Raw genomic sequence first — 13,884 nt, forward strand, 5'->3', positions numbered from 1 at the left:
GTTGATAACTTTTGTGGGCTAAATAATTCGGTAAAAAAAGGATATTTAAATACATAAAGAAGGAAAGTTATTAGTAAATAATGTTTTTATTTAGTAATAAATGATGTATTTTTGCATCTGCACAGCAATAAGATTGACTAATGATTTTTAATCTTCGTAAAGAAAAAAAATTTGCATATACGGTAGAGGGAGAAGGCAAACCAATAGTTTTATTGCATGGTTTAATGGGTAGTTTAAGCAATTTTTCGGATCAGGTTAATTTTTTTTCCAAAAATGGCTATAAGGTGTATTCTATTGAACTTCCTTTATATTCTCTTCCTACTTTGAGGACTAACGTAATGGGATTAACTAATTATGTGATTAGCTTTCTACAAAAGGTTGTTGATGAGCCATCCATTATTTTGGGGAATTCTTTAGGCGGACATTTAGGATTAATGATTTCTTTGAAAAAACCTCAATATGTTGATTCTTTGGTTTTAACCGGTAGTTCAGGATTGTATGAGAGAAGTTTTGGAGAATCCTATCCTAAAAGAGGCAGCTATGATTATATAAAAAAGAAATCGGAAGAGGTTTTTTATGATCCTAAGATTGCCACTAAAGAATTAGTTGAAGAAGTATACGAAACCTTGTCTGACAGGAGCAAAGTTTTAAAAACAATTCACATTGCAAGAAGTGCCATCAAGCATAATTTATCTAAAGAGTTAAAAAATATTCATCAACCGACATGTCTGATTTGGGGAAAACAAGACAATGTAACTCCACCGGAAGTAGCGGAAGAATTTCATGAAGGAATTCCTAATTCTCAATTATTTTGGGTAGATCAATGCGGTCATTCGCCAATGATGGAAAAACCGATTGAATTTAATGAAATTCTTTTTAATTGGCTGAAAGAGATGAAATTGTAGAAAATCAAATCATGAATATATATTCAGCAGAATTTATAAAAAGCAGTAAATTAATTGAAGATTGTCCGGAAGGCAATAAGCCTGAATATGCCTTTATAGGCAGATCTAACGTAGGTAAATCATCTTTAATTAATATGCTTACCAATAAAAAAGGGTTAGCTAAAACTTCATCCACTCCCGGAAAGACTCAATTGATTAATCATTTTTTAATTAATGACAACTGGTATTTAACAGATTTGCCGGGATATGGATATGCGAAAGCTTCTAAAACGAATAGGGCTGAATTTTCTAAGATGATTGAAAAATATGTGTTGTCTAGAAAAAATTTAGTAAACCTTTTTGTATTAATAGACGCTCGTCATTTACCTCTTAAAATTGATATAGATTTTATCAACTGGCTGGGAGAATCAGGTATCCCTTTTTCATTAATTTTTACCAAGTTGGATAAAGTCACTCAAAAAGAGTTTTCTTTTAATTTTAAAAAGTATTCTCAAGAATTACGTAAAACTTGGGATGATCTTCCTGAAATGTTTAAATCTTCATCTGAAAAGAAGATTGGAAAAGAAGAAATACTTTCTTTTATTGAAGATACCAATAAATATTTGGCAAGAAATAAAGTTTATTTTGGGGATTAATAATCTAACCCAATAATTAGTAGAAGCTTGACTAAATATTTATAAATTACCCTCATTTAAAAATATGGAAAAAGATTTTATATTCGGAATACGGCCTGTTATGGAGGCTTTAGAGGCAGGAAAAACTTTTGATAAGGTATTTATTCAAAATGGTTTATTAGGAGATAATATTAAAGTCTTGAAGATGAAATTTTCACAAGCGGGAATTCGTGTTAAGTATGTTCCGATTGAAAAATTGAATCGATTGACCCGTAAAAATCATCAAGGTGTATGTGCTTTTCTTTCACCGGTACAATTTTTTGCAATTGAGGATGTTATACCTCAATTGTTTGAAGACGGGAAAATGCCATTAGTCCTTATTTTAGATCATTTAACTGACGTTAGAAATTTTGGAGCAATTTGCAGAACTGCAGAAATTGTTGGTGTTGATATCATAGTTATTCCTGATGAAGGTTCGGCTCCAATCAATTCGGATTCTATTAAAACGTCTGCGGGGGCTATTTACAATTTAAAAATTTGCAAGGAGAAGAATTTGTTAAAAGTATTGGAGTTTTTAAAGCTAAGTGGTATAAAAGTTGTTAGTGCTACTGAGAAAACAGATACATATTTATATGATGAAGTGTTGGAACTTCCGTTAGCTGTTATTGTAGGAAATGAAGAAAAAGGAATTTCAAGGGATCTGCTTAAAAATTCTGATGCAAAATTAAAGCTGCCTATTTATGGTAAAACGGATTCTTTAAATGTATCTGTAGCTTGTGGCGCCTTTTTATACGAAGTGGTAAGGCAGAATTTAAACTCAAATAAATAAATTTTCATAAATTTATTATCTAAAATATATTATAATAATGAAAAGTTCAATAATTATTGGTATTCTATTTTTAATCCTGGGAATAGCCTTAGGGTACATCCAATGTAATGGATCAAAAGAACCCTTTTTAACAATTACATTAGTTATTGGTTTATTGGCCGGTTCCGGAATAGGTCTCATATTAGGTGCTATTGGCGGTTATAGCAGTAAAACGCAAAGTATAAAAAGAAAAGCTAGAGAAGCCGAAAGAGAAGTTATGAGAAATAAGCTACAAAATCAAGAAACCACAACCAATAACGATACTCCTAGCGGGAATTAGTGGGTAAATTCTTATAATAATATATTGCGGGTATAAGCAACAGTAAAAATATAGGCTGAATTAAAACTCTTCTTATATAAAATGTTGGCATGTAACCCAAACTAAAATTTGTTAGTAAGGAAAATAAATAAAGGGATATAAAAATAAGGAATCCAATACTTAAAATATAGGAACATACTTTCATTATTTTTTTATCATTATACCATAAATATATAATCACAAGCGTTATAATAGAATTTAATCCGTATCGAAAGATAAGAGACGTTGTAAGTTTTATGAGATTAAATTCAGGGGGAATTTGATGATTAAAATCTTTTTGTTTAAAAAATGAGAGTAGAGGATCATAAAACAAAGTGGTTTCAAATTTTCGTACCAAAATTAAAGCAAGTATGCTTAGTAGAATTCCAATAATTTTACCTGTTTTTTTCATATTTTTATTTCTTTTTAAATATGAAATATTTAATCCATACAATCCATAAAATAATTATTAATCCGTATATAATTGATGGAAATAAATAGTCATGGCTGAATTTTCCATATTGCGGATAAAAATAAAATATATAATTAATAAAGCTTATCCTTACAATGTTTATTAAGTATATAAATAAGATAGTGATAAACAGATAAATACAGGTTTTTTTGAAAGAATTAGCAAAAGCTATTATAAACGATAGGTAAAGAATAATTACTGACAAAGCATTGCAGCCCTCATTTACAATGCTAACAAATTTATTATTGATATAAAAACGCATGAAATTTTCATGATCTACATGGATCGCCTGACTGGTAATGCCAATCCATTGGAGTAAACAAGACGATTGTTTAGCAACGTTAAAAGTATAAATATCACAGGTCGCCAGGTCATTTTGATAATAAGTAAGATACCAATAATAAAGTGCTGTTAAAATTAAATAAACAGAGAAAAATTTAAGTAAACTTATAAATATGGGCCTATATTCTTTCATGAAAAAGAAACTAAAATATAAAAATATAAATTATTATAATTATAAGTATTGAAAATACTAAATAACTTATACTTTAAATATAAGTTTTAAGTTATATAGTTAAGATGAGAACTGGTCGGATTATTTCAATTTTTTGGTAATACTATATTAAATATTTTATTCAAATAATAAGTAGTTGAAAATAAGGGCTTTACCAATATGCGTAAAAAAGTAGGTAAAATCTGATTTTTATAAAATATATTTCATTCAATGAACTAAATAAAAAAAGGTTGAAATGATTTTCAACCTTTTTTTATTATAAAGTATTATTTTTTACTTTCAGAATCCTTTTTTTCAGGTTTAGGTAATAAGACTTTTCTTGAAAGTTTAATCTTTTTCTTATCGTCTACACCTAAATATTTCACTTCGATGATATCTCCAAGCTTAACGGAATCTTCAACTTTTTCCAAACGTCTCCATTCTAACTCGGAAATATGAACCAATCCTTCAACACCTTTAGAAATCTCAACAAATGCTCCAAAAGGTTTTATTGAAACCACTTTAGCTTTGTAAGTAGCTCCAACTTCAGGAACGAAAGCTATTTGTTTAATTTTTTCAATTGCTTCATCAATTTTGGCTTGATCAACTCCCGATATTTCAACTTTTCCTACATCATTACTCTCTTCAATCGTAATTACAGTGTCTGTATCTTTTTGAAGTTGTTGAATGATTTTTCCTCCGGGTCCGATAACAGCGCCAATAAAGTCTTTAGGAATTTCCAAAGATACCAATTTAGGTGCATTGGGTTTCAAATGATCATTAGGAGCGGAGATGGTTTCCAATATTTTACCTAAAATATGTAAACGTCCTTCCTTCGCTTGATTCAAAGCTTTTTCCATAATTTCAAAAGATAACCCTTGAATTTTAATATCCATTTGGCAAGCGGTAATACCGTCGGCAGTACCGGTTACTTTAAAGTCCATATCTCCTAAATGGTCTTCATCTCCAAGTATATCAGAGAGAACGCTCCATTTGCCTGAATCCTTATCAGTGATTAACCCCATGGCTATACCGGATACAGGTTTCTTTATTTTAATACCCGCATCCATTAATGCTAATGTTCCTGCGCAAACAGTTGCCATTGAAGAAGAACCGTTAGATTCTAAAATGTCGGAAACAACACGTATAGTATAAGGAGAATCTTTTGGAATAACATATTTTAAGGCTCTTTGAGCTAAATTTCCATGACCTATTTCTCTACGAGAAACCCCTCTTACCGGTCTAACTTCACCGGTTGAAAACGGCGGGAAATTATAATGTAAATAGAATTTTTCTTCGTGTTGAGATATTACATTGTCCACTCGATTAGCATCCAATGAAGAACCTAGGGTAACAGTAGTCAATGATTGAGTTTCACCGCGTGTAAAAATGGCTGATCCGTGAGACCCAGGAAGGTAATTAACTTCACACCAAATAGGTCGGATAGTTTTTGTGTCTCTACCGTCTAAACGAATGCCTTCATTTAATATAAGTTGTCTAACAGCGTCTTTTTGTACATCATGAAAATAAGTAGCGGCTAAAGATTTTTTTTCTTCTAATTCTTCTTCAGTATATCTTGATAAAAATTCTTCTAAAACAGCATCAAATTTTTCGCTTCTCTCATGTTTTTCAGAAGGTGTTTTGGCTATATCATAAATTTTTTGATAGGAAAATTCTGTAATAGCACTTCTTAATTCTTCATCATGAGTTTCATGGCAATATTCCCTTTTAGGCTGAGATTTTCCAACCTTAGCGGCTAATCTTTCTTCAGCATCAATTTGTTTTTTAATGGCTTCATGAGCTACTGAAATTGCATCGATCATATCTTTTTCAGAAATTTCGCTCATTTCTCCTTCAATCATAACGATTGAATCTTTGGAAGCACCCACCATTATATCAAGATCAAATCCTTCATCCATTTGAGCAAGGCTCGGATTAATGATGTACTTTCCATTATGGCGAATAATCCGAACTTCAGAAATTGGTCCGTTAAAAGGAATATCAGTGATGCTTATAGCTGCTGAAGCCGCTAGTCCTGCTAATGAATCGGGAAGTATGGAGCCATCGTACGAAATAAGTTGAATCATAACCTGTATTTCGGCATGAAAGTCGTCGGGAAATAAAGGGCGTAGAACACGGTCTACCAATCGCATGGTTAGTATTTCCTCATCCGTTGGTCTTCCCTCTCTTTTCATAAATCCACCCGGAATACGTCCTCCGGCTGAGAATTTATCCCTGTAATCCACTGTAAGAGGTAGAAAATCTACTCCGGGATTAGCCTCTTTTGCAGCCACTACTGTTGCTAATAACATGGTTCCACCACAGGTAACTACCACAGAGCCATCTGCTTGTTTAGCAAGTTTTCCGGTTTCTAAGATGATTTCTCTTCCATCATCCAAGACAATTTTTTCTGTAATTGCTTTTGGAATCTCCATAAAAAATAAAAAATTTGTTAATAAATATATAATAAAGCAAAAAGAAAAGGTAGTGTTGATAAAATATTTAGTTACTTATCTTAAATAGGAAAACACCAGAGAACACTCAAGTCCATTAAAATAATGAAGATTAATGGAATTCAGTGCTCAGTGTGTTAAAATATATAAAATGAATAACTTATAAAATTAAACTTTTTTCTTTTCGTGCTTTTTTCAAAAGATAATAAAAGAGGCAATTGATAAATTGCCTCTTTATAATTTCTTTTACTTACGAATACCTAATTCTGCAATAATTGCTCTATATCTGTTGATATCTTTTTTCTTTAGATAATCAAGTAATTTTTTTCTTTTTCCCACTAATGCCACTAAAGCTCTTTCAGTATTGAAATCTTTATGATTTCTTTTAAGATGCTGTGTTAAATGGTTAATTCTAAAGGTAAACAAAGCTACCTGTCCTTCTGCGCTACCGGTATTTTTTTCATCTTTACCGTGTTTAGCGAAAATTTCTTTTTTTACATCTGATGTTAGATACATGCCAATATTATTTTAATGATTATTATGTATTGAGCAGCAAATATATAACTTTTTTTTAGATGTAAAGAAAATAAGAGTGCTTTTGTGAAAAATACACTCTTATTTATATAGTTTGCTGTATCTTACTAGTATTTACTTATTTTGTTAACGGAGCAAATTCAAGTACTACTTTACCATCTTGAACAAATTGTAAAGTGTAATTGGTAAATACTAAGGTACTTCTTTTACCCATTAATTCTAAAAATCTAGGCTCTTGGTTGTATTCAGGACAAGCCATAAGAGTTGAAACCATTGGACTAGGATTATATACATTACCAATTAGAGCAAATGAACCGTTATATTGATTGCATCCTGCATTACCATTGGTTCTGTTTTTATCAAAGTCAAAATATAAAGTAGGAATTTCTCCTTTAAATGAATTTGTTGCTAACGTACCGTCTATAGAAGTTAGATACCATGTACCTCTTAGTTTAATTTGTAATTCTTTATCATCCACTTTTTGTGCAACATTTTTGGTAGAATTACAACTTTGAAATGTAGTACCTAAAAATAATAAGAATAAACTGGTAATACTAATTTTAATTAAATTTTTCATATATTATATTAAATTAAATTTTTAAGCTTTTATAAGCCTTTTTTAACTTTTAAAGCGTTATCTCAAATATTTTGCCAAAGTATAAATTCAGGATAAATTAGGAATTTAACAATTGATTAATTTCTTTAAATCCACCGCCATTATATATATCATTAAATCCTTCTTTTTTGAGGTAGTTAACTATTTTTTCGGATCGTATTCCTGATCTGCAAAATACTATAAGTGGGGTAGAAAAGTTGCGAATTTCTTCTATTTTAGATGGTATCTCATTCATAGGAATTAAAATAGCTCCTTCTACTTTTCCTTCTTTAATTAATTCTTCTTTTTCTCTTACATCCAGAAGGGTTGCCGAGCTTTTTTTCAAAAGTTCTTTTAGATCCATAATTACCAAATAATAATTCTTTCTTTTTTAGGTTTAAACATTTTATCTCCTTTTTGTACATTAAATGCTTTATAAAAGCCTTCAACATTTTCTAGAGGTGCAATCGCTCTATAATAACCCGGAGCATGTGGATCTGTTTTAATTTGGTTAACTAAAGCTTCTTCTTTGGATTTTGTTCTCCATATGGTTGCCCAAGATATAAAATATCTTTGTTGCGGTGTAAAATTATCAATTTTACCGGGATTACCTTTTTCTTTTAAATAAATTTCTAAGGCATCATAAGCAATGGCAACTCCGCCTAAATCTGCTATATTTTCACCTAATGTCAATTTTCCGTTTATATGTAAACCCGGAATGGGTTCATAAGAATTATATTGTTTTTCAAGTGCTTGAGTAGCTTTCTCAAATTTTTCTTTATCTTCGGGTGTCCACCAATCTTTTAAATTTCCATCTCCATCAAATTGAGAACCGCTATCATCAAATCCGTGAGATATTTCATGGCCGATTACGGCTCCGATTCCACCAAAATTTATTGCTGCATCTGCTTTATAATCATAAAATGGAGGCTGTAAAATGGCTGCCGGAAATACAATTTCATTATAAGAAGGATTATAATAGGCATTTACTGTTTGAGGAGACATCAGCCATTCGGTTTTATCTACCGGTTTACCTATTTTATCTTTATCTCTCTCATAATTAAATACAATAGCATTTAATTTATTTTGAAAATAAGATCCACCTTCTTTTACAGATTTTATTTCTAACTTAGAATAGTCTTTCCATTTATCCGGATATCCAATCTTAACCGTAAACTTACTTAGCTTATCTAAGGCTTTTTGTTTGGTAGGATGTGACATCCAAGTTAAATTATTAATATGGATGGCAAACGATTTTTTTAGATATTCAATCAATTCATTAGCGTTTCTCTTAGCTTCTTCCGGAAATACTTCAGCTACGTAAAGTTTACCAAATGCTTCTCCTACTAAAGAATTGATACTTGTAAGAGCGCGTTTTTCCATTGATCTTTGCTCTGATTGTCCTCCCAATGTTTTATTGTAAAAATCAAAGTTTATATCATCCAATTCTTTGGTTAGGCTATTGGCTGCAGATCTAACAATATTTATTTTTATATAATCTTTTACTAATGAAAGGTTTTGTGGAGTAATATTATTATCTAGGTTCTCAAAATATTTTTTTTCGGGAATAATTACAGTATCTACACGTACTCCCAGTTTTGTCAAATAATCCGTTAAATTTATATTTTTGGATAATTCGGATAAACTTGTAAATGAATAAGGATTATTTTGAAGTTGTGCGTTTCTAATTTGCTCTACCGTTAAGAGATTAGAAGCTAATTGTTTCTCGAAAGCAACAATAGCAGAAGCGGTTTTATCCGGTTGTTTGTGTCTGATTACCTTTAATAATTTTGATAAATAGATTGTATAATCCTGTAATGTTTTTAAGGATTTTTCATCATTTTTTTGATAATAATCTCTTCCCAAACCTAAACTTACATCTCCTAAATATACCGCATTTTTATTGCTGTTATTTAAATCGGATTGAACGCCGTATTCATAAAAAGGATTCATTTCTAACGGAGTGAACTCGATAAGTAAATTTTGTAAGTCCGTTAAGTTTTTAACCCGGTCAACTTTTGATAAATAAGGTTGAATAGGGGCTATGCCTTGTCTGTTTCTAGCATCCATATCCATGAATGAACTAAACAAATCTTTAATTTTTTGTCCTTCAGAACCTTTAGGATAATTTTTATTATTTGATTTTTTTAAAATGGTAAGTGATACAGAATCTGTAAATTCACGTAATTGGTCAAAGCTTCCCCATCTGGAACGGTCAGGAGGAATTTGAGTGGTTTTCATCCAATTTCCGTTAACATAGTTATAAAAATCGTCTTGCGGTCTTACTTTCTTATCCATGTATTCTTCATTAATTGCATGTTTTTGAGCAAATACTCCGGTAAAAGGCAGCAGCGCAGTTGCAATAAATAATATAAAATTTTTCATTATTAAAAATTAATTCTCAATCAAAAATAGTTAAAAATAGTCATATAAGCTATTTTTAACAAAACTTTAAAATGAAGTAAAATAAGCAATATATTTTAAATTGTTATTTTTGTGAAAATTAATTCTCTTTTATAACTTATACAACTTTTACTAATGAGTGAGCCTATTTTGTACTTAAGAAATGCTAATATTTATCAAAAAAACTTTTTAGTTCTAGGTCATGTTAACATGAGCTTAGAAAAGGGTGAATTTTATTATCTTATTGGTAAAACAGGTAGTGGAAAAAGCTCATTGTTAAAAATTTTATATGGAGACATTCCTTTGCTTGAAGGGCAGGGAAAAGTGGTTGATATTGATTTGGTTTCCTTGAAAGATAGTGAAATTCCTACATTAAGAAGGAAGTTAGGTATTGTATTTCAAGATTTTCAATTATTAACGGATAGGAGTGTAGAAAAGAATTTATTGTTTGTTTTAAAAGCAACCGGATGGAAAGACGCGTATGCCATCAATGAAAGAATTGAGGAGGTTTTACAAAGCGTTGGAATGGCAACAAAAAAACATAAAATGCCGCATGAACTTTCCGGAGGAGAACAGCAACGGGTAGCTATCGCAAGAGCCTTATTAAATCATCCGTCCTTAATTTTGGCAGATGAGCCGACCGGAAACTTGGATCCTGAAACATCTAATGAGATTATGCTGTTACTTAAAGGCATTGCACAACAAAATCATTGTACCATATTAATGGCTACACATGATTATTCGATGATTAAGAACTTTCCTGCAAAAACTATTAAATGTGAAAATGGAAAGATTTATCATGGTGATTCCAATGATTTATTTATTTAAATTATATTAATTGAAATTATAATATTTAAATTTCTATGATTTCAATTCTTGTTCCGGTTTATAATTATTCCATTATAAATTTAGGTAAAGAATTGATTAAACAAGGAGCAGAATTAAATGTATCCTATGAGGTACTTTTTCTTGATGATGCCTCTATCAATCATGAAATCACTAAAAGTAATCAATTATTTTGTGCAAAAAACAATCTTACTTATATCATTTCCGAAGAAAATGTAGGAAGAGCTAAAGCTCGCAATTTATTAGCACAAAAAGCTAACTACGAATGGTTACTATTCATGGATTCCGATGTTATGCCAGCTACTTCATCGTATCTTAAAAATTTTGTTTCATCTATTCATTCTGAAAGTCAGGTTTTAAGCGGAACTATAATATATAGGAGAAATTTGAATGACACTAATCAGAAGTGTTTACGTTGGAAATACGGAGTAACTTATGAAGAAATTACTATGAAAAAAAATTCTCATACCTCTAATTATCTCTGTTTAAAAACAGCTAATCTGTTAGTTAGAAAAACTATTTTTCATTCCATTCATTTTCCTGTTTTAGAACGCAATTATGGATATGAAGATACAATGTTTGGATTAACTTTAGAAGCAAATACTATTAAAATAGAATTAATAGAAAACCCTGTTTATCATGAGGGGATTGAATCAAACCATATATTTTTAAACAAAACGGAAGAAGCTATTAAAAATTTATCAAGTTTAATACAACGTAATGAGATACTATGTAAAAAAATCAGACTTGCAAAAGTATATTTTCAAATAAAAAAAGTGAACGGCGTTAAATTCGTAACCTACTTATTTAAAAAAAATCGTGGTTTAATGAAAAAGAATTTATTGTCCGAAAATGCAGATTTAAAAATTTTTCAATTATACAAAATAGGGTATTTGTGTTATTTGCTAGCCTGATTGAAAATATTTAATAAGGTTGATTCCTGTGCTTCCCAATTGTATTTTATTGATGTTTTTTCCAAGTTATTTTCATAATGTTTTTTTCCTCTAGAAAGTAATAATTTTATTTTTTCTGAAATTTCATTCGCTGAATGATCGGTAATAACTTCGCCAATTTGATTTTCATTTATCATGTTTTTTATTTCCGGAAGATAGGTTCCTAGAACGGGTATTTTAGCATGCACATAATCAAATATTTTATTAGGGAGAGCATAACGATAACTTAGGCCCCCGTCTTCTTCCAGACTTATACCTAACTCTGCTTTAGGAGTAATTAATTTTAGTTGTTCAGGTGAAATTTCTCCTAAGAAATAAATTTTTTGATCTAAACGTAGTTCCTTACATAAATTTTCGAATGTGTTTTTTAATGGGCCATTACCAATAATCCATAGTTGGGCATTTTCAATATATTTCATGGCTTCTATCATTTTATCAATCCCTCTGCTGAAATTAATGGCTCCTTGATATACTATAATTTTCTTATTACATGGGGTTTTAGGTAATTTAGTGTGAATATTTTTATTCTTATCGGATACAGTAGCGATGATTGGAACATTTTTAATTATAATAGGGCGGTTGCTGTATCTTTCTTCAAAAAAATCTGCATATCCTTCACTAACGGTATAAAAATATTCAATTTTGGGTATAAGATATTTTTCCAGTTTTCTCCAAAATTTTTGTGCATATCTTCCCTGTATGGACGGCAGCTCTGAGTATATTTCATGACTATCAAAGACTAAAGGAATTTTTTTAAATTTTGAAACTAAATAATTAGGCAAAAGAGAATCCAGATCGTTAGCTAATAATATGGTGTGTTTATCGGATTGAAATAATAGTTTCCAGAATAATTTAAAATTAAATTCCGCAAATAATAAAAATTTTCTTTGAAAGGCAAGATGGAAACGGTGAAAAGAATAGGGTCTATTTAATGGGGGCTTTCCATATAAATTTGTACCGATAATTGAAATTTCGTAACCATTTTTATATAAGGAATTGCAAACCTTTTCCACTCTTTGATCCGTAGCTATATTATTAATTACAGAAACTAATATTTTTTTTCGTTGAGTCATTTTAACTAACAAAAATAGCTATTAAGAGATAAACTAAAAATATTAAATTTGTTACAAAACAATATTTATCCATTTGATGAAGCAAATAATTAATAATATTTTGCAATCTGATTTCTTTAAAAATGTGATTATACTTCTCAGTGGTTCAATAATTAATCAGATAATTTTATTTATAACATTTTTGGTTTTAACAAGATTATTTACAAAGAGTGAACTTGGAATATATTTTCTTTATACATCATCAGTCTTTGTGCTATCAGTGTTTTCAACTCTTAGATATTATTTGACTATAGTTTTATCTAAAACCGTTAAGGAATTAATAAATTCTTTTATATTATCAATTATATCCTCACTTGGTATTAGTTTAATATTGTTTATTATTTTATTTGTCTTTGAAAATCAAATTAAAAAAATATTTAATCTTGAGAGATTGGATTTTTGGTTAATTTTAATCCCTTTGAGTGTGGCTATAAATGGTTTTTTGGATAGTTTTAATTCTTTTTTTAATAAAGAAAAAAAGTATAAATATTGTTCAATTGGAAAACTAAGTACCTCTATTTTTGTAGGAGGTTTTCAAATAAGTCTTTGTAAAACAATATTTAAAAATGGGGGATTAATCGTCGGACACATTTTAGGAAACCTGTTGGGATGCCTTCAACTTTTTATTATTTTTATTTGTAAATATAGAAAACTATTACGTTTAATTTCATTCAAACAAATAGTTTTAATAGCTAAGAAGAATAAAAAAATTCCATTATATAATACACTACAAGGATTTTGTAATATTTTATCCAATCAGCTTCCATTTTTAACTTTAGCACCTTTTTATGGGATAGAATATGTGTCATTATATGGTATTGCTAATAAAATAATTGCTGTTCCGATTGGAATGATTACAAATGCTATAAGTGAAGTTTTTTATAGGGAAGCATCGGAAAAGTACAATAATAATGAAGATGTAAGTTTATACATAAAAAAAACATATAAAAAATTATTTTTTATATCAATTGTGCCTTTTATCTTGATTTTCCTATTATCTCCCACTGTGTTTCGATTGATATTTGGTGATAGTTACTATTTAGCCAGTAAAATAACTCAAATTTTATTGCCTTGGATATTTTTTAGTTTTTTAAGTACTCCTATATCATTTATTCCGACCATTTATAATCAACAACATCTTTTATTTTTATTTGATTTAATACTTTTAGGTTTACGATTTTTATCTATTTATATAGGCTATTTTTTTTATAATTCAATTATGGTTTCTATAACCATTTTTTCATGTATTGGTGTTTTATATAATATATTTATTATGATTTTTTATCTAAAAGTTTCTATAAAAAAATTGAATTAGAAAATAAAAATTAAATTTTAAAC

The 13,884-nt window shown here is 29.5% G+C and carries 15 protein-coding genes; 7 read left to right on the forward strand and 8 right to left on the reverse strand.

Features of this window, described 5'->3' with window-relative positions:
- Positions 1–140 precede the first annotated feature (140 nt).
- From GFV01_RS07115 to GFV01_RS07130, 4 genes are all read left to right on the forward strand, one after another.
- Positions 141–905 (forward strand): alpha/beta fold hydrolase, encoded by a 765-nt coding sequence (locus GFV01_RS07115; RefSeq protein WP_105297106.1) that lies wholly within the window; start codon positions 141–143, stop codon positions 903–905.
- An 11-nt stretch (positions 906–916) separates the two neighbouring features.
- A complete protein-coding gene (gene yihA, locus GFV01_RS07120; RefSeq protein WP_160566068.1) occupies positions 917–1,540 on the forward strand; it encodes a ribosome biogenesis GTP-binding protein YihA/YsxC in 624 nt (207 codons plus the stop codon).
- A gap of 64 nt (positions 1,541–1,604) precedes the next feature.
- Positions 1,605–2,348: a 23S rRNA (guanosine(2251)-2'-O)-methyltransferase RlmB gene (gene rlmB / locus GFV01_RS07125; protein ID WP_160565900.1), complete on the forward strand. Its 744-nt coding sequence runs from the start codon at positions 1,605–1,607 to the stop codon at positions 2,346–2,348.
- Between the two features lie 37 nt (positions 2,349–2,385).
- The gene (locus GFV01_RS07130; protein WP_160565903.1) at positions 2,386–2,667 is read left to right on the forward strand and encodes a hypothetical protein; all 282 of its coding nucleotides are present in this window, start codon (positions 2,386–2,388) and stop codon (positions 2,665–2,667) included.
- Here GFV01_RS07130 and GFV01_RS10290 read toward each other — a convergent pair.
- The 7 genes from GFV01_RS10290 to GFV01_RS07165 all read right to left on the reverse strand — a co-directional run bounded on the left by GFV01_RS10290 (position 2,654) and on the right by GFV01_RS07165 (position 9,617).
- Positions 2,654–3,097 (reverse strand): exosortase F system-associated protein, encoded by a 444-nt coding sequence (locus GFV01_RS10290; protein WP_160565906.1) that lies wholly within the window; start codon positions 3,095–3,097, stop codon positions 2,654–2,656. The two genes, GFV01_RS07130 and GFV01_RS10290, sit on opposite strands and share 14 nt — an antisense overlap.
- Positions 3,098–3,101: 4 nt before the next feature.
- Positions 3,102–3,632, reverse strand: coding sequence for an exosortase family protein XrtF (gene xrtF, locus GFV01_RS07140; protein WP_160565909.1), 531 nt, complete (start codon positions 3,630–3,632; stop codon positions 3,102–3,104).
- A gap of 305 nt (positions 3,633–3,937) precedes the next feature.
- Positions 3,938–6,085, reverse strand: a complete 2,148-nt coding sequence (gene pnp, locus GFV01_RS07145; protein ID WP_160542431.1) for a polyribonucleotide nucleotidyltransferase — start codon at positions 6,083–6,085, stop codon at positions 3,938–3,940.
- Positions 6,086–6,349: 264 nt separating this feature from the next.
- Positions 6,350–6,619, reverse strand: a complete 270-nt coding sequence (gene rpsO, locus GFV01_RS07150; protein WP_105297112.1) for a 30S ribosomal protein S15 — start codon at positions 6,617–6,619, stop codon at positions 6,350–6,352.
- Between the two features lie 136 nt (positions 6,620–6,755).
- Positions 6,756–7,214: an META domain-containing protein gene (locus GFV01_RS07155; RefSeq protein WP_160565912.1), complete on the reverse strand. Its 459-nt coding sequence runs from the start codon at positions 7,212–7,214 to the stop codon at positions 6,756–6,758.
- Positions 7,215–7,311: 97 nt separating this feature from the next.
- Positions 7,312–7,596: a rhodanese-like domain-containing protein gene (locus GFV01_RS07160; RefSeq protein WP_160542430.1), complete on the reverse strand. Its 285-nt coding sequence runs from the start codon at positions 7,594–7,596 to the stop codon at positions 7,312–7,314.
- A 2-nt stretch (positions 7,597–7,598) separates the two neighbouring features.
- Positions 7,599–9,617, reverse strand: a complete 2,019-nt coding sequence (locus GFV01_RS07165) for a M13 family metallopeptidase (protein ID WP_160565915.1) — start codon at positions 9,615–9,617, stop codon at positions 7,599–7,601.
- Between the two features lie 153 nt (positions 9,618–9,770).
- Here GFV01_RS07165 and GFV01_RS07170 point away from each other — a divergent pair, with 153 nt between their 5' ends.
- Both GFV01_RS07170 and GFV01_RS07175 read left to right on the forward strand, forming a co-directional pair.
- Positions 9,771–10,463 carry a cell division ATP-binding protein FtsE gene (locus GFV01_RS07170; protein ID WP_160565916.1) on the forward strand — a complete coding sequence of 231 codons (693 nt, stop codon included), beginning with the start codon at positions 9,771–9,773 and terminating at the stop codon, positions 10,461–10,463.
- A 35-nt stretch (positions 10,464–10,498) separates the two neighbouring features.
- A complete protein-coding gene (locus GFV01_RS07175; RefSeq protein WP_160565917.1) occupies positions 10,499–11,395 on the forward strand; it encodes a glycosyltransferase family 2 protein in 897 nt (298 codons plus the stop codon).
- Here GFV01_RS07175 and GFV01_RS07180 read toward each other — a convergent pair.
- Positions 11,380–12,507, reverse strand: a complete 1,128-nt coding sequence (locus GFV01_RS07180; protein ID WP_160565918.1) for a glycosyltransferase — start codon at positions 12,505–12,507, stop codon at positions 11,380–11,382. The two genes, GFV01_RS07175 and GFV01_RS07180, sit on opposite strands and share 16 nt — an antisense overlap.
- Before the next feature lie 76 nt (positions 12,508–12,583).
- Between GFV01_RS07180 and GFV01_RS07185 the strand changes: the two genes are divergently transcribed.
- The gene (locus GFV01_RS07185) at positions 12,584–13,861 is read left to right on the forward strand and encodes an oligosaccharide flippase family protein (RefSeq protein WP_221411119.1); all 1,278 of its coding nucleotides are present in this window, start codon (positions 12,584–12,586) and stop codon (positions 13,859–13,861) included.
- The last annotated feature ends 23 nt before the right edge of the window (positions 13,862–13,884 follow it).

It is taken from the genome of Apibacter sp. B2912 (assembly GCF_009827835.1).
Classification (GTDB): Bacteria; Bacteroidota; Bacteroidia; order Flavobacteriales; family Weeksellaceae; genus Apibacter.

Excerpts from the sequence above, each read along its gene's own strand:
- GFV01_RS07115 (WP_105297106.1), top strand. The coding sequence starts at position 141 with ATGATTTTTAATCTTCGTAAAGAAAAAAAATTTGCATATACGGTAGAG.
- yihA (WP_160566068.1), top strand. The coding sequence starts at position 917 with ATGAATATATATTCAGCAGAATTTATAAAAAGCAGTAAATTAATTGAA.
- rlmB (WP_160565900.1), top strand. The coding sequence starts at position 1,605 with ATGGAAAAAGATTTTATATTCGGAATACGGCCTGTTATGGAGGCTTTA.
- GFV01_RS07130 (WP_160565903.1), top strand. The coding sequence starts at position 2,386 with ATGAAAAGTTCAATAATTATTGGTATTCTATTTTTAATCCTGGGAATA.
- GFV01_RS10290 (WP_160565906.1), bottom strand. The coding sequence starts at position 3,097 with ATGAAAAAAACAGGTAAAATTATTGGAATTCTACTAAGCATACTTGCT.
- xrtF (WP_160565909.1), bottom strand. The coding sequence starts at position 3,632 with ATGAAAGAATATAGGCCCATATTTATAAGTTTACTTAAATTTTTCTCT.
- pnp (WP_160542431.1), bottom strand. The coding sequence starts at position 6,085 with ATGGAGATTCCAAAAGCAATTACAGAAAAAATTGTCTTGGATGATGGA.
- rpsO (WP_105297112.1), bottom strand. The coding sequence starts at position 6,619 with ATGTATCTAACATCAGATGTAAAAAAAGAAATTTTCGCTAAACACGGT.
- GFV01_RS07155 (WP_160565912.1), bottom strand. The coding sequence starts at position 7,214 with ATGAAAAATTTAATTAAAATTAGTATTACCAGTTTATTCTTATTATTT.
- GFV01_RS07160 (WP_160542430.1), bottom strand. The coding sequence starts at position 7,596 with ATGGATCTAAAAGAACTTTTGAAAAAAAGCTCGGCAACCCTTCTGGAT.
- GFV01_RS07165 (WP_160565915.1), bottom strand. The coding sequence starts at position 9,617 with ATGAAAAATTTTATATTATTTATTGCAACTGCGCTGCTGCCTTTTACC.
- GFV01_RS07170 (WP_160565916.1), top strand. The coding sequence starts at position 9,771 with ATGAGTGAGCCTATTTTGTACTTAAGAAATGCTAATATTTATCAAAAA.
- GFV01_RS07175 (WP_160565917.1), top strand. The coding sequence starts at position 10,499 with ATGATTTCAATTCTTGTTCCGGTTTATAATTATTCCATTATAAATTTA.
- GFV01_RS07180 (WP_160565918.1), bottom strand. The coding sequence starts at position 12,507 with ATGACTCAACGAAAAAAAATATTAGTTTCTGTAATTAATAATATAGCT.
- GFV01_RS07185 (WP_221411119.1), top strand. The coding sequence starts at position 12,584 with ATGAAGCAAATAATTAATAATATTTTGCAATCTGATTTCTTTAAAAAT.